The following is a 15,833-nucleotide window of genomic DNA, read 5'->3' on the forward strand; positions in this document are numbered from 1 at the left end:
AACTTAATATACTACTTACTCCCCATAACAAGTAGCAATACACGCCAATAACGGTCTGATGCGAAATAAATTTATTATATTATCATGCAGAAAGAACTATAAAAAGCCATATATATTATGAGCGCAAATATAAAAGAAAAGCCCCGCGAGTTTGAATATACTCTGGAAGACTTTGACTACCTTAGAAAAATATCTAACGAGCACTCCGGCATCCAAGTACCAAATGATAAATTCGACATGTTTTACTCTCGCTTATCCAAGCGGGTTCGCCTGTTAGGCTTAAAAAACTTTAAAGAATATTGCAAATATTTAGAGTCCAATCCGGAGCATGAATTTACTGAATTCATTAATGCGGTAACAACCAACTTGACCTCGTTCTTTAGAGAAAATCATCATTTTGAATACATTATCAATCCGCTTTTACCGAATTTACTAAAAAGAAATCAAAATCGGCAACAAATAAAAATATGGTCGGCCGGATGCTCAACCGGCGAAGAACCTTATTCTCTAGCCATGACATTATTGGAAAATACGCCACCAGCTTGGAGCATCAAGATTTTAGCCACGGACTTGGATACCAACGTATTGGCGACAGCGGCAGAAGGAATATATTCGATGGATCTGGTTGAAAATATCGGAGAGAAGCGGCTACAACGCTGGTTTCAAAGAGGAACGGGCTCCCAAAACAATAAAATTCGCGTTAAACAGGAACTTAAACAAATTATAAGTTTTAAGCAATTAAATCTAATAAAAGAGTGGCCCATACAAGGCAGCTTTGATTTTATTTTTTGCCGAAACGTATTGATATATTTTGACAAGGATACTAAAGAAAAATTAGCCAACCGTTACGCTGGCGTGCTCAATGCCGGAGGCACTTTGTTTATCGGACACTCCGAATCTTTACATCAGCTGGACACCCCTTTTCACCTTATTGGTAAAACCATATACCAAAAAGCCTTATGAATAAACGGCACGACATACCTCCGGCTGCCATTCCCGGCTTTTCCGAGATAAATAGATATTGGGATCAAGAAAACCAAATCATTTCCGCTAAATTATTACCAGGTGAATATTATGTCACCTATGAAGACGAAATGATTACTACCGTTTTAGGTTCCTGCGTATCGGCCTGTATTCGCGACAGCGTCTCCGGTGTTGGCGGCATGAATCACTTTATGCTCCCCGAAACGAGCAAAACAAAGCTGGCATCCCGGGATGAATCGGTTATTGGTACCGCTTTACGTTACGGAAACTATGCCATGGAGCACTTAATCAATACGATCTTACAAAACGGCGGCAAACGAAAAAACCTTGAAGTCAAATTATTTGGCGGCGGCAAAATTATTGCCACCTTAGGCGATGTAGGCTCCCGGAATATTGCCTTCGTTATGGATTACGTGGATATGGAGGCGCTAAAATTGGCATCGCATGACCTAGGCGATATTTATCCTCGGAAAGTAAACTATTTTCCGAAAACCGGTAAGGTTAGAATGAAAAAAATCAAAGACCTACATAACGAAACCATCATCATGCGGGAAAAACAATACGGTTCTCAAATTAAAGACATTGAAATTGAAAGCGACATAGAATTGTTCTAGGAAATTTCATGGATAAAATTAAGTTGCTGATAATCGATGATTCCGCATTGATTCGGCAAATGCTCACTAAAATTTTCAGCGAAACAAACGACATCGAAGTAGTCGGTACCGCAAGCGATCCTTTAATTGCCCGAGAAAAAATAAAGGCGTTGAATCCTGACGTGCTAACCTTGGATGTCGAAATGCCCAGAATGGATGGATTAACATTTCTTCGCAACTTGATGCGGCTTCGGCCCATGCCCGTGGTAATGATTTCTACGCTGACATCTCAAGGCGCAGAGGTTACCTTGGAAGCGCTTGGGCTAGGCGCGATAGACTTTGTCGCAAAGCCCAAAGCGGACGTCGCTCAGGCTCTGCAAGTTTATGCGGATGAAATTATCGAAAAAGTGCGTATAGCGGCAAAAGCCAAAGTAAAAGCATTGGAACTATTCAACTCCTCTAGCCAAGTGACAAACCGGGACGACAACAACACGACCCCGATTTACAAAAATCATTTTCGAACTACCAACAAAATTGTTGCGGTCGGCTCTTCAACAGGAGGCACGGAAGCACTGAAGCAAGTGGTAAAAAGATTGCCCGCTAATGCTCCGGCCATGGTTGTTACTCAACACCTACCTGTTGCCTTCAGTGCGTCCTTTGCCAAGCACGTTGACGAAGCCGGATTATTGAACGCTCACGTTGCCTACGACGGCCAGCTTATAGTTCCGGGAAACGTTTATATCGCACCGGGAGATAAACATTTAAAGGTAGCGCGAGACGGCGCACGCTATATCTGCCGTTTAGACGACGGTCCATTGGTTAATCGGCATAAGCCATCCGTTGAAGTGTTGTTTCAATCAGTCGCTGAAAACGTCGGTAAAAATGCAATCGGCGTCATGTTGACCGGAATGGGAGCGGATGGTGCCAACGCGATGCTGCAAATGCGGCAAGCCGGCTCAATCAACATAGTTCAAGACGAAGCCTCGTGCGTTGTTTGGGGCATGCCGGGGGAAGCCTTCAAGCGCGGCGCCGCTCACCATGTGCTTTCCCTAGACAAAATAGCCAATCAAATCATGGCATTAGTTGACGGATGACTCTATGATAATATTTCTCCGTAATCATGGAGTCGCATTAGTCTGTACAGTGCTATTATTGAGCGCCTCCCCCATCCTTCTGCCTGCGACCATTGGAGTTTGGTTGCCGAGCGCTGTGATCGCCGGTATTTGGATTTACAAAATCTGGAAACTGGATAAACATCAACAACCACTGCATACCTACGACTCTAACGAAGAGTCCGGCCGCCTGCATCGTGTCATAGACCGCTACGTAAACGGACTTAAGTCTTGCAGCGATGAACAAGTGCAAGTCTACTTCGATGAACTGCATAAATTGAAATTTATCGTGGCCGACGCCGTGGCCACTATGAGCAATAGTTTTAACACGTTGCACCGCTTGACGTCCGGCCAGTCGCAAATCGTACACGCCCTGCTCAAGGATTTGGAAGGCGGGAATTCCGAATCCGACGCTACCATGACTTTTCAACAATTCACGGAAGAAACCGATCTTGTGCTGGGTTATTTTATCGAGCACATCCTCCAAATCAGCAAACAAAGCATGGAAATGGTGGGGGTCATCAACGATGTGGGCAGTCATATGTCACAAATTGAAAAACTACTGGGAGACGTGCAAAAAATAGCGGACCAAACCAATTTGTTGGCTTTAAACGCCGCGATAGAAGCCGCACGTGCAGGTGAAGCCGGCCGGGGATTCGCCGTAGTCGCTGACGAAGTCAGAACCCTATCCAAACATTCGGATAAATTTAGCGAGGAAATAAGAACGGTCGTCGTATCGTCCAAACACAATATTCACCTTGCACAGTCGATGATAGAAGTAATGGCTTCTAAGGATATGAATCTCGCCATCAGTTCGAAAGCCAAGATCGGTAAAATGATGGCGGACATTGCAGTCATTAACGACAAGGTTTCCCGGAGTGTGGCCGAGGTTTCAGAGATAACCGAAAAGGTGGAATCGAGCGTCAACGATGCCGTCAGAAGCTTGCAATTCGAAGACATGTCCCGACAACTCATTGAATGCCTGCAACAAAATCTTCAACACTTACGCGCGCTATCCGACGAGATCGAGATCGGCATTAGCGTTTTTAAAACTAGCGACCCCGCGGAATGGGAAAAACAACTGAATGACGGCACCGATCGGATGAAAGCCATGAAACAAGAATGGCGTAGCACCCAGAATACCGTAGTAACCCAAAACTCGGTTGCCGAAGGTGAAATCGAGTTATTTTGACTTTCAAAGCCCGCAATAATCGCTAAACTTTAAGATCAGCCCCTACTCGTGCGGACTGCATACGTCTTTTCCACCCTCCTTTTCTAACTGACAACTCGATATTTCAAGAGGCATTAATATGGGCATAGAAGCCAAAGTGGAATTCGGAACCTTGACCATTCGAATAAGCGGACGTTTTGATTTCGGCGTCCACCAACAAATGCGGGAAGCCACCAATCTAGTCAAGCCGGACGTCACCAAGATCGTGGTAGACTTGTCTTTCACTGATTATCTTGATAGTTCCGCCCTAGGCATGCTATTAGTTCTCAGGGAAAAAAGCGCCACACAAAGTAATACTGTGGAAATTAAGGGCGCTCATGCCGAAGTAAAAAAAATACTCGAAATCGCCAACTTCGATAAACTGTTTACCTTGTCTTAACTAAAACCAACGTTCTCCTGAATGGGTCCGCTCCTCCCACTCACTTGCCTAATCGACCGCTGCACAATGCGATGAGTAAGCAAACCGATTTTTCCAACCTGGATTTCGTCAGAGATTTTTTCCATCGCTTTCTACCCAATTCCCAAGTCGTTGCCTTAGCAATCAGCCTAGTCGTAGGCTCATTGCTGATTTACGGCCTTTCCGGCCTTTTAATGCCGGTGTTTGCGTCGATTGTCATCGCGTACTTACTGGATGGCTTGGTCGTCAAGACCGAGAAGCTGGGCTTACCCCATCTGATTTCGGTACACGCCGTGTTTTGTAGCTTTCTTACCGTATTGGGTTTCGTACTTTTTGTGCTGGTTCCGGTCGTATCGGAACAAACGGTGCAACTGGTACAACGCATACCGGAGATGGTCTATAGCGCTCAGACTGAGATTCTCAGATTACCGGAGGTATATCCGGAATTCATCTCCCAAGCGCGAATACGAGAAATCATGTTCGTCGTACAACAAGATTTGTTGAAATACGGCCAAAACATCCTTTCAGGCTCGGCCCAGTCTTTCGCCGGTTTATTAGCCGCCGCGATTTATTTATTTCTGGTGCCGATGATGGTGTTCTTTTTTTTAAAAGATAAACACATATTAATCAAATGGTTGTCTCAATATTTACCTAGCGATATGTCGCTGACCATCACGGTGTGGCAAGAAGTCGATTTGCAAATCGCCAATTACGTCAGAGGCAAGCTCTTAGAAGTATTCATCTTATGGGCGGCCAGTTATTTGACCTTCGCCATGCTGAATCTGAATTATGCAATGTTGTTGGCCGTGCTGATGGGAGCGTCGGTCATCATTCCTTATGTCGGCGCAACCTTGGTCACCTTGCCCGTGCTGGGAGTGGCTTACGTGCAATGGGGTAGTAACAACGGCGATGAATTCATGTACGTATTGATTGCCTATTCGTTGATTCAAGCGATTGACGGCGTCGTCCTGGTGCCCTTGCTGTTTTCGGAAGCAGTCAACTTACACCCTATCGCTATCATCATCGCGATATTATTTTTCGGCGGCCTATGGGGATTTTGGGGGGTATTTTTTGCCATCCCGTTAGCCACGCTGGTTAAAGCCGTGTTAACCGCGTGGCCCAGAGCCGGTCATGCGCACAATACGCTAGGCGTTTAATTACAAATGATCGGAAGCATAGTCCGCAAGCCGCGAGCGCTCTCCCCGCTTTAGGGTGATATGCGCACTGTTTTCCCAGCCTTTAAACCTATCAACCACATAAGTCAGTCCCGAGCTGGTTGCCGTCAAATAGGGCGTGTCGATTTGCGCCAAATTGCCGATACAGATGATTTTCGACCCCGGCCCCGCCCGCGTAATCAAGGTCTTCATTTGCTTTGGCGTCAAATTCTGGGCTTCGTCGATAATCAAAAAACGATTTAAAAAGGTGCGTCCGCGCATAAAGTTCAGCGAGCGTATCTTCACCCGATTCATAACCATGTTGTGGCTCGCGTTCTGCTCCCATTCATTGGCGCCGGAACGGCTACCCAACAACTCCAAGTTATCCATCAACGCCCCCATCCAGGGCGCCATTTTTTCTTCTTCCGAACCGGGTAAAAACCCGATGTCTTCTCCCAACGGTACGGTTTCGCGCGTCATTATAATTTCATAATATTCTTTTCTCTCCATCGTCAGAGCCAAACCGGCCGCCAGTGCCAGCAGGGTTTTGCCGGTACCGGCCGAGCCCAACAACGTAACAAAATCGACATTTCTATCCAGCAGCGCGTTTAAGGCGAAATTTTGTTCCCTGTTTTTAGCAATCACTCCCCAGACGCTGTGATGCTTGTTCCGATAATCGTTGGCAAGTTGTAATACCGCGCTTTCCCCGTTGCGGGATTTAACAATCGCTTCGAATCCCGATTCATCGTCGAGATACAGAAATTGGTTAGGATACCATTCAGCAACCAGAGGGCTATGGATGCGATAAAAGGTATTGTTGTTTTCCTGCCAAGATTCCATTCGATTGCCGCATTCCTCCCAAAAATTGGCGTCCAAGGCCAAAGAGCCGCTATAAAGCAAGTCTATGTCTTCGATCGTTTGATCGTTGTGATAATCTTCCGCCGTAATTTGTAAGGCGGCGGCTTTAATCCGCATGTTGATATCTTTGGACACCAAAATGACTTTGACGTCCGGATATTCTTTAGTTAAAGCCAATACCACGCTTAAAATCGAATTATCGGCTATTTGGCCGGGTAAATCGTCGGGCAACAAATGCGTCAATTGCCGGGTTTGAAAATACAAACGCCCGGACTGATCAACCTCGTTTGCCAGACCGTGCTCTATCCGAGACAGAGGCAAACCTTCGTTAATACTATGCCGGTCGGCATCTCGAATCAGTTCGTCCAGAAAACGACTCGCTTGCCGCACGTTGCGCGAGACATCCGACAACCCTTTCTTGGCGTGGTCCAATTCCTCCAGCACCACCATAGGGATGAATAAATTATGTTCTTGAAAACGAAAGATCGAAGTAGGGTCGTGCATCAGCACGTTAGTATCTAAAACAAATAATTTTTTTTCGTTTGACTGAATATTCATGAATTATCGATCTCGAGATTGCTCGGTATAGCCGAATTTCCGTTACGCCCTCATTACTCTATCAGAAAAGCGAGCAAGGCATTGAACTCGGAGGCAACCGTAATCGGCCCGATTCCAAGCGGCCGGCTAACCGTGCGCCGCACGCATACCGCGAGCGGAACGCTGGATTTGTTGCCGACACAGGCCCTTAAATCATCCCACCCTTTTCATCCCTAGCAAGTAAGCCGCACCGCTTCAGAGACCTGTCCACAACTGGTAAAATACGCACCAAACGCCGCGCTCCGGCGCATTCACACTATCCATCGACGCAAACATCACCATGAAATTAGAAAAATCCTCCCGTTTCACGCCTGCCCCCGGCCCGGTCGTCACCATCGTTCTGGACGGCGTCGGCATTTCGCCGCGCGAAGACGGCGACGCGATCAAAGCCGCCCGCACGCCCACTCTGGACCGGCTAATGGCCAGCTACCCCATGACCAGCCTGCGCGCCCACGGTACGGCAGTCGGGATGCCCAGCGACGAAGACATGGGCAATAGCGAAGTCGGCCACAACGCCATCGGCGCCGGCCGGGTATTTGCCCAAGGCGCCAAATTGGTCGCCGAATCTATTGCCAGCGGCCACTTGTGGCAAGGCCACGCCTGGCACGAAGTCGTCGCGGCTGCCAAGCAAGGCGGCAGCTTGCACTTCATCGGCCTGTTTTCAGACGGCAACGTGCATTCTCACATCGACCACCTGAAAGCCATGCTGGAACGCGCCAAGCAAGAAGGCGTCGGTAAAGTGCGCTTGCACATTTTGCTGGACGGCCGCGACGTCGGCGAAACCTCGGCGCTGGATTACGTCGATCCGTTTGAAGTCTATCTAAGCGAATTGCGTAGCGCCGATTTCGACGTGGCTATCGCCTCCGGCGGCGGCCGTATGAGCATCACCATGGACCGCTACGAAGCCGATTGGAGCATGGTCAAACGCGGCTGGGACATCCACGTCCGCGGCGAAGGCCGGCAATTCGCCAGCGCGCACGAAGCGGTCCAAACCTACCGCAACGAATTGAACGTCATCGACCAAGACCTGCCCGGCTTCGTCATCGCCCAAGGCGGCCAGCCGCTAGGCCCCATCGTCGACGGCGATGCGGTGGTGTTTTTCAATTTCCGCGGCGACCGGGCTATCGAAATCTCCCGCGCCTTCACCGAACAGGAATTTTCCGCATTCGAGCGCGGCCCGCTGCCTAACGTGACCTACGCCGGCATGATGCAATACGACGGCGACACCAAACTGCCGCCGCGTTTTCTGGTGGAGCCACCGGCCATAGACCGCACCCTGGGCGAATATCTGGCCAAAAACGGCGTGTCGCAATACGCGATCAGCGAAACCCAAAAATACGGCCACGTCACCTATTTCTGGAACGGCAACCGCACCGGCAAATTCGACGAAGCGCTGGAAACCTATGTGGAAATCCCCAGCGACGTGGTACCGTTCGAGCAAAGGCCGTGGATGAAATGCGCGGAAATCACCGACGCCCTGATAGCCGCGGTGCGCAGCGGCAACTACCAATATCTACGGGTCAACTACGCCAACGGCGACATGGTCGGCCACACCGGCAACTTCGAAGCCGCCGTCACCGCGATGCAAAGCCTGGACATTCAGCTGGCTCGTCTAATCCCGGCGATCCTGCAAGCCCAAGGCACGGCGATCATTACCGCCGACCACGGCAACGCCGACGAAATGTACGAGCTGGACAAAAAAGGCAACGTCATCCGCAACGGCGAAGGCCGCGCCAAAGCCAAAACCTCGCATACCTTGAATCCGGTGCCCTTCGTGCTGATTTCCGGCGAGGAAAACCCCGGTTATAAACTGCGCGACGATTTGGCCGCCGCCGGTTTATCCAACCTGGCGGCCACCGTGCTGAATCTTTTGGGCTACGAAGCCCCCGCCGATTACGATGCGAGCTTGATCGAAGCGGTTTAAAGTCCGTCCTCAGGTGGGCGCCATATGCAGTGCGCCCACCACTTCAACTAACTTTCCGGAACGTGCGGCTGATGTGCTTTGCCGATTGGCGAGAATTAGCCCAACTGGGAAACGATCGGCGCCACCCGTTGATTGACTGCCTCCAGCAATTGCTGCTGGCTCTTGCCGCTGTCCAAACCGGACTCGATAGGCAGGATAAAAGCCTGCCACGCGCTTTCGCCTGGCGGGAACGTGCCGGTTTCGAAAAAACCGGTATTGAATGCGCTACCCCACGGTTCGTAATACTCGGTTTTCGGCCGGCCGGCTGCCAACGGCGGATTCTGCGCCAAAGCCTGTTGCCGGTTGAACAACGCGGGGTTACCCCAGGACCACATCTTGGTGTAGTGCGGCCGACCGGCATCGGATAGCGTCAGGTAGGCAATGCCTCTGCCGTCGCCGTAACTCAACGCATGGTAATCGCCGTCCCGGCGCGGATAGTCGTACAAAATGCCGCCACTCCCGGTCGGCCAAGCCAGCGGCTTGTTCAAATCGGCGTCGTTCCAATTGGCCGGCGTCGGCGGACAGCCCAACACGAAGCCGTTTTTGCCGCGATAAGCCGGTAAATCCCGATCCGGGTCCAAACGCATGTCCTGCGCCAGAAAGTTGTCTTTCACCATGCCCTGATACACCCACAAATCCTTGCAGCGGCGTTTTTGCTGATGGGAAATCACTTGCCCGTCGGCGTTGACCGGATAGGTCTGCGGCAGCCAAATCTCACCGGTCACCTCGCTGTCGCGGCTATTGATTAAACCGGCGCGCAAACGCACGAAATCCTCGCCCGGACGCAGGCCGATCTCGAACACGAATAAGGCATCGGTCACCGGATACTTACTCATCGGCAAATCGGAACCCGGCGCCGAAAACTGGCCGCGACTCAAGGTATCACACAGCAACGCCCGGTTCTCCGCCGAATCGCGAATACTCAGCACGATGTTGGAACCGGCTTGGTCGGCCACGAATTCCACGTCCCAATCGCTGTCGTAATACAGTCCGTGCTCCGCAGTCACCGCCGCCACCCGGATGCCGCCGTGCAAAATCAAGCCGCGGGTCAACGGAAACGCGTTGGAACCGGCGCCGTAATACGTAGCCCCGGCCTGGTTTTGCCAGATATATTCTTGGCCTTCTTTTTCGATGGACACCAAATTGCCGCCCATCGAGATTGCTTTGACCCGCAACACGCCGTTATCCAATACCCAGCAATCGACCGTTTCCCGCCCGCAAATAGGCCCGTTTTCTATGCGCTCGATGGACTCGACGAAGGTCAACACATAGGTGCTGCGGCTAATCGTTACCCCGCTGGGAAATGCGGACGGCAGCTCGCCGACAGCGCCCGCGCGCAACGCTCGTAACGGAATAACGCCTTGTGTTTCGGCCATGCTCTGCCTCCTGAAATGGGGGAAATTGCGCTGAAGTTTAGTGCAAGGTTGGAGATGCGGCGGGATTTGTAATGCTTAGCAGGAGGGGGGCCTTTTTCCGAATCTGCTCACTGCTGTTCGTATTCTATGGCCTTGCAGCACTGTACGGCGAAGTTATGGACTGCTCGACAGGACCGGCTTGACTTAATCTAATATTCCGATAACGCCAAGTAATTCATCCAACCCACGATTTAGCGGCGCAGTTCGCGGTAGCGGTAAGCCAGGCTAACGCCCCGCGAGCGCCCGGTGAGTTGTTTGATGCGATACTTAACGTGGTGTAACGCATGGTTGCCCCGGAAGCGAAACCCGAGAAACTCCAATTCGTTGCGGGTGCGCCGGAGCGGGAGGCAAGCCCCCTATTTTTCAAATTCAATTCACGCCTTTCTGCGCCACAAATCCTTCCCAATTGCTGGTCGTTACCGCGCGCAAGTAAGCTTGGGCCATCTCCGGTGTGAGCAATTCGAACAATACCCGGTTTTCCAGCCAAACCTCCACCACCTGAAACATGCCGCCGCGCTCACAAGTGATCGCCCTCCAGCCTTCCCGCGCGGCAATCGCTTTGATAGCGGCTTCGTCCAATGACACGGATAATGCGGCGTGGGTAGGCACGTAATCGGGCTGATCCCCATCGGTTTGAAACTGCACCTCCTGCTCTCCCGAACCGGGCTCCATGACGGTACCAAGCGGATAGACCTCGACCAGCGTGGCATGGCCGTCGTCGCAGATCGCAACGTGACTGCCATGCGCGGGTGGAAACGGGTAAGCCTTGCCGCCGATCAATTCGGCAACGACGGCTGCTACTCGGGCTGGTTCATGGGCGGAAATCGATAAATGGTGAATCATATTCGGTTCTCAATTTGTAATAAAAATGGGGGCGGGTTACTTTTTGCCGCTTTTTCCTCGACAATCATATATCCTGACTTTTATTTGAGCGAATACTCCGATGATCATTGCTCACATGCCCGCAGGGTAGGTCATCGCGAAACTGCTGGTCCGCTATGCAGAGCCGCTTGGAATATCGGCAACCGCATTTCTCTGGTCCGGTGTCGTCGGAGCCTTGGCACCCGACCTCGACATGTTCTATTTTTACCTCGTCGACCACCGACAACACCCTCACCATAGCTACGTCACCCACTACCCGGTGGTTTGGCTTATGTTGCTACTCGGCTCTATTATCGGGTTTTACCTTTCTACCTCTAAACATATCGCCACCTATGCGGCGATATTTTCACTGAACGGCTTTGCGCATATGTTTTTCGACACGATAGTAGGCGATATCCGCTGGACCGCGCCCTGGGGTAATAAAGCATTCGCTTTCTTCACGGTACCGGCGCTCTACAAGCCGTGGTGGCTCAATTTCCTGCTGCACTGGTCGTTTGCCGTAGAGCTTGCCATCGTTGTTTGGGCCTACTATCTTTGGCACAAGTCACGCCATCTCAAACAGTGAGATACTGGCCGATTTAACCAATCCGTTAGAGGCTGCCATGAAAACCCTTATCTTCGCAACACTAATCGCAGCACTGCTGGTAACCGGCGGATGCGCCTCCCGTAACCAAACGCCGCCGCAAGCATCGGCGGCAGGGACAGGCAATCCGCCTGAATCGCTTATCGAGGGTAACTTTCCGCCCGACAGTGCCTTTGCGAAAATTCGCCTGGGCATGGCACAAGGCCAGATCCACGAAATCCTCGGTCAGCCCAACGATACCAAGTACTACCAAACCGGCAAGGCATGGATACCGTTTTACTTCGGTCAGGACACGATGCGCGCCGACGAATTTTACAAAGGCGTCGGCGTCCTCACCTTCACCGGGGCCGGCATCGGCGGGGTGCATTGGACGCTGTTTAGAGCGGTATACGATCCTAGCGAAGACGGCTATCCGAACAATTGACCAAGCGAGTTAAAGAGACTTCCGTTCAAAGTCATCGCCCTGCTCCGGCATGAAATGGCCGGAATTGGGACTTCATGGACGGACCGGCATCCACCCCCGGCACTGGCCGCCCGCTACCCTGAGCGAACATCGAAAATTCCGGTTAACCGGCCAATAAATTGACTTGAACATTCACCAACATACTCGGGGAATGATTCCTGGGCCCGATGTAGCTACCCGAAATGGGCGGTACCGCTTCCGGATTACGAGCCACCGCGACGGCGATGTGGCTATTTCCGGTCATGTAACCGACAGTCGGATCGAAACCTTGCCAGCCTGAGCCGGGAAAATACACCTCCGCCCAAGCGTGGGTAGAAGCGTTGCCTATTTCCGTCGCGGGGGCGTGCAGATAACCGCTGACGAAACGGCTTGCCAGACCCAGACAGCGACAAGCCTCGATAAACAGGGTGGCGTAATCTCGACAAGACCCGCTTCCCAGATTGAGGGTAAGCAGCGGCGATTGCACCCCGGCCTCTTCTCGGACGGTGTAGCGAAATTTACTGTTGATGACGTGATTAAGCATGGACTGCAAATACGGCATATTCAGATCGCCGATTTCGAAGCCGATTTCCCGCAACCAACTCTGTAAGGCCGGTTGTTCTTGTTTAAAAATAGGCTGTTGGTAGGCGGCAAGATCAATCAACTCGGCCGGATCATAATTTCGCGGGTTGACCAGCGGATAAGCGGTTTTGCTAATATTCAGCGCTGAGTCTTCGTAATGTTGGATCACAACCTCGCTCACAATTCGCAGCCTGTTCGTAGGCTGCGAAAATTGAATCAAAGCCACGGAATTGTCGAACACGTCTCGATACCACTTGATGGAATAGGTCGGACTAATCTCCAATTTCGAAGATTCGATACGCACATCGTGGCCCTCGCGCGGCCGAAGCAACAGACGGTGACTGTTCAGCGTGACCGGGGCCCAAAATACATATTCCGTAACATGCCGGATACGCAGTCTTTGCACGCCGTCATTCCTGAATATTCGGCAAGCGTTCGACGCTGACGGACAGGCGAGCAGGACGTAGCGGTAAGCCGAATTGGGTAAAAATGGCGACGTCGGCGGCATCATGGCCGTAGGCGACTATCACTCGCCCCCCGCGCGGCGTCGGCTGGGTAGGATCGAAGGCATACCAACGCCCGCCGACGTAAGCCTCGAACCAGGCATGAAAATCCATGGGGTGCAAACCGTACAAATAGCCCACGACCATGCGCGCCGGGATGCATAACGCTCGGCACAATGCGATCCCCAAATGCGCGAGGTCGCGGCAAACGCCCTGTCCCGCCAGATTGACCTCTATAGCCGATAGCTGCAGCTGAGCGGTGTCCTGATTGAAACGAATATGCTCGCGCAACCACCGATTAACCGCATCCACCTGGTCGTAACCGGGCGCCATTCCCGCCGCTATGTCGCGCGCAAGCTCGATAAAGCGGTCGGATTCGCAATACCGCGAGGGCAAAAGATAAGTCAATACCGAATCGGGCAGCGACCCAATTTCAGCAAACGGTGCGCCGGGTGCGATGTCGATTTGCTCGGAGGTTCGAATATCCGCGTCGGTATGAATCGAGAGCGTACCCGCCGGAGCTATCAGACGCTGACATAAATTTCCGTATGCATCGATATACTCAAACAGCTGGATGCCCGGTTCAATGACAAAGGACTCTCTCTCAATCCATTGATTCCAGCCGCTGCGTGGCCGCAGCATGAGTATGATCGGCGTGGGCAGATCGACTTCAAAACAAAGGTCGCAACGAGTACGTAACCGCATAAACCTTATCCCGCTAGCGTCCATCGGGGGGAAAACATTTCATTGACCATAACGTAAGAATGCCTACAAGCGGAAACTATAGCTGCGCAAGTAAAAGGAGTTGCATGGTTTTGCTCAATCCCCGTATCGGTTGCGGCCGGGAGGTTGACGAATACATTCGATTTTGAGTGCGCGAAAAAGCTTTGCGCCGCAGCGATAGTCCGATCATCGCCGCGCCGGCGGGCAAAACCGCACTCACCGCAAGCGCCGGCTGGAAAGTCACTATCCTTGTTTGCCGCCGCGCTTCGCCGATAGCCGGTACACTTTGTCTTCCGCACGGGTCGGCATTTGCTCAGGCAAGCGCGGGTCGGATTCGAAAACGCTTTCCATACAGGTCAATTTAACATCGAAATCGGCCGCGTAAAGGGCGTCAATTTCTTCGTCAATCCCGAAGATTTGGCTTAAGGGTTCATTCGCCTCGGCATATTCTGTGGTCAACAGCAAGATTTGAGCGCCGGGAGAGACAATCTTGAACAAATGCGCCACATAACGTTTGCGCAAGTCTGGCGGCAGCGCAGTCAAGGCGGCGCGATCGTAGACGATGTTCACCGGACCTAAAACAGCAGCGGTCAGGGCAAAATAATCGCCGCACAATATACCGAGTTTGCCGCCCTGCCATAAGGTGAATCGGCCGAGTTTACGGCGGGTGGGCTGCAATTGGTTTTCCCGAAAAAAATCCCGCACAGCGATTGGGCTCAACTCCACCCCTATGACCGAATGTCCTTGCTGTGCCAGCCAGATCATGTCCAAACTTTTTCCGCACATCGGTACGAATACCCGGCTGCCGGCCGCACAGTCCAGACTAGGCCAATACCTTGGGAGAAAACGGTTGACGCTGGCTTGATGAAAATCGCCGGTGTTTTCCTCCTGCCAGCATCGCAACCACAAGGGATTGTCGCGGCCGGTCATGCGGCAACCGCGGCCGAAGGCCGGTTGAAGATCAGAAATCGACCTTTGTAGGGGTCGCCGTTTTCCAACCGGCGATCCGCCCGGCGCCAGCTATTTTGATAACCCAGCGCGCTCATTTCCCGGCAGAAGGCAACCCGGTTGCCGCGGTCAGGGTCCACGATGATCACTTGCGCGTCCTCCGCGGCGTGCTTGTCGATAAAGCGTGCCAACAAACCGGGGTGTTGCGGTTCGTAGAGCACGTCGCTGCCGATGATCAGATCAAACCAGCCCAGCTCAGGGTTATCGCCGGCCCAATTACCGGTTTGATAAGGTAAAGGCGTCATTCGATTCAAAACCAGGTTTTCGTTTAAGAATGCACTGCTCAACGGATGCCAGTCACTGACGGTGATATCGCCGGCGCGGCGGTGAATCACCAAACTGGACAATGCCAGTCCGGCACCAATTTCCAGAATGCGCTTACCATCCAAATCGAAGTCGTGCATGGCCCTAGCCAATACTAGCGCCGAAGGCCAAATTTGCCCGAACAGCGGCCATCCGGCTGAGGAAATGCCCATACGCTGAGCGTCTCCGGCAGGGTCTGAAAACTGCTGCAGATCAAGCAGCGAACGGATTTTATACTCGTTACCGGCTACGGTAACGGTCTGATATCTAACTTGATAGGATGGCATGATCGGCGTCTTCTCATGGTGAGCAGTGATGCGGCGGAGGGTTCTAATCGAACGGGCACAACACTTCGAGAGAAGAGACATGCAGGCCGAAAAGGCACTAGCAGAAGGATTAACCTAATGTGAAAGTCTTGCGGCAGCTTATCACAACTCAGTGCAGGACGGCGAAAATAGCAAGGTAGTCCATGCAACCCGGATACCTGCCGCATCAGCAGCCCA

Annotated in this window: 16 protein-coding genes; 9 read left to right on the forward strand and 7 right to left on the reverse strand. The window is 51.8% G+C overall.

Annotated elements, in window-relative coordinates; translation table 11 throughout:
* The first annotated feature begins 117 nt into the window (after positions 1-117).
* From AB0A83_RS17775 to AB0A83_RS17800, 6 genes are all read left to right on the forward strand, one after another.
* Complete coding sequence (locus tag AB0A83_RS17775; RefSeq protein ID WP_150050711.1) at positions 118-963, forward strand: protein-glutamate O-methyltransferase CheR; 846 nt, start codon at positions 118-120, stop codon at positions 961-963.
* Entirely contained in the window at positions 960-1,598 is a 639-nt protein-coding gene (cheD, locus tag AB0A83_RS17780) for a chemoreceptor glutamine deamidase CheD (protein WP_150050713.1), read from the forward strand. The genes AB0A83_RS17775 and cheD overlap by 4 nt, the downstream gene beginning before the upstream one ends.
* An 8-nt stretch (positions 1,599-1,606) precedes the next feature.
* Positions 1,607-2,671, forward strand: a complete 1,065-nt coding sequence (locus tag AB0A83_RS17785; protein ID WP_367154861.1) for a chemotaxis response regulator protein-glutamate methylesterase — start codon at positions 1,607-1,609, stop codon at positions 2,669-2,671.
* A gap of 103 nt (positions 2,672-2,774) precedes the next feature.
* Positions 2,775-3,881: a methyl-accepting chemotaxis protein gene (locus AB0A83_RS17790; protein WP_367154862.1), complete on the forward strand. Its 1,107-nt coding sequence runs from the start codon at positions 2,775-2,777 to the stop codon at positions 3,879-3,881.
* A gap of 118 nt (positions 3,882-3,999) precedes the next feature.
* On the forward strand, positions 4,000-4,299 hold the full coding sequence (locus tag AB0A83_RS17795) for an STAS domain-containing protein (protein WP_150050720.1): 300 nt from the start codon (positions 4,000-4,002) through the stop codon (positions 4,297-4,299).
* 71 nt (positions 4,300-4,370) lie between these two features.
* Entirely contained in the window at positions 4,371-5,474 is a 1,104-nt protein-coding gene (locus AB0A83_RS17800; RefSeq protein WP_150050726.1) for an AI-2E family transporter, read from the forward strand.
* Here the strand turns inward: AB0A83_RS17800 and AB0A83_RS17805 are convergent, their stop codons facing one another.
* Complete coding sequence (locus tag AB0A83_RS17805; RefSeq protein WP_150050728.1) at positions 5,475-6,887, reverse strand: PhoH family protein; 1,413 nt, start codon at positions 6,885-6,887, stop codon at positions 5,475-5,477.
* Positions 6,888-7,206: 319 nt separating this feature from the next.
* Here AB0A83_RS17805 and gpmI point away from each other — a divergent pair, with 319 nt between their 5' ends.
* On the forward strand, positions 7,207-8,850 hold the full coding sequence (gpmI, locus tag AB0A83_RS17810; RefSeq protein ID WP_367154863.1) for a 2,3-bisphosphoglycerate-independent phosphoglycerate mutase: 1,644 nt from the start codon (positions 7,207-7,209) through the stop codon (positions 8,848-8,850).
* A gap of 95 nt (positions 8,851-8,945) precedes the next feature.
* Here gpmI and AB0A83_RS17815 read toward each other — a convergent pair whose 3' ends face one another.
* Entirely contained in the window at positions 8,946-10,265 is a 1,320-nt protein-coding gene (locus AB0A83_RS17815; RefSeq protein ID WP_367154864.1) for a hypothetical protein, read from the reverse strand.
* Between the two features lie 408 nt (positions 10,266-10,673).
* On the reverse strand, positions 10,674-11,147 hold the full coding sequence (locus AB0A83_RS17820; protein WP_150050734.1) for a hypothetical protein: 474 nt from the start codon (positions 11,145-11,147) through the stop codon (positions 10,674-10,676).
* A gap of 172 nt (positions 11,148-11,319) precedes the next feature.
* Between AB0A83_RS17820 and AB0A83_RS17825 the strand changes: the two genes are divergently transcribed.
* Both AB0A83_RS17825 and AB0A83_RS17830 read left to right on the forward strand, forming a co-directional pair.
* On the forward strand, positions 11,320-11,751 hold the full coding sequence (locus AB0A83_RS17825; protein WP_269473513.1) for a metal-dependent hydrolase: 432 nt from the start codon (positions 11,320-11,322) through the stop codon (positions 11,749-11,751).
* Between the two features lie 37 nt (positions 11,752-11,788).
* Positions 11,789-12,193 carry a hypothetical protein gene (locus AB0A83_RS17830; protein WP_150050736.1) on the forward strand — a complete coding sequence of 135 codons (405 nt, stop codon included), beginning with the start codon at positions 11,789-11,791 and terminating at the stop codon, positions 12,191-12,193.
* Between the two features lie 142 nt (positions 12,194-12,335).
* Here AB0A83_RS17830 and AB0A83_RS17835 read toward each other — a convergent pair whose 3' ends face one another.
* The 4 genes from AB0A83_RS17835 to AB0A83_RS17850 form a co-directional block, all read right to left on the reverse strand.
* Positions 12,336-13,199: a transglutaminase family protein gene (locus AB0A83_RS17835; RefSeq protein ID WP_150050738.1), complete on the reverse strand. Its 864-nt coding sequence runs from the start codon at positions 13,197-13,199 to the stop codon at positions 12,336-12,338.
* A gap of 4 nt (positions 13,200-13,203) precedes the next feature.
* Positions 13,204-14,001: a transglutaminase family protein gene (locus AB0A83_RS17840; protein ID WP_150050740.1), complete on the reverse strand. Its 798-nt coding sequence runs from the start codon at positions 13,999-14,001 to the stop codon at positions 13,204-13,206.
* Between the two features lie 261 nt (positions 14,002-14,262).
* On the reverse strand, positions 14,263-14,949 hold the full coding sequence (locus tag AB0A83_RS17845) for a thiopurine S-methyltransferase (RefSeq protein ID WP_150050742.1): 687 nt from the start codon (positions 14,947-14,949) through the stop codon (positions 14,263-14,265).
* Positions 14,946-15,617, reverse strand: a complete 672-nt coding sequence (locus tag AB0A83_RS17850; RefSeq protein WP_150050744.1) for a methyltransferase — start codon at positions 15,615-15,617, stop codon at positions 14,946-14,948. Before AB0A83_RS17850 ends, AB0A83_RS17845 begins: the two co-directional genes overlap by 4 nt.
* Positions 15,618-15,833 lie beyond the last annotated feature (216 nt).

The sequence above is a fragment of the Methylomonas sp. HYX-M1 genome (assembly GCF_040741385.1).
In the GTDB taxonomy this organism is placed as follows: domain Bacteria; phylum Pseudomonadota; class Gammaproteobacteria; order Methylococcales; family Methylomonadaceae; genus Methylomonas; species Methylomonas rhizoryzae.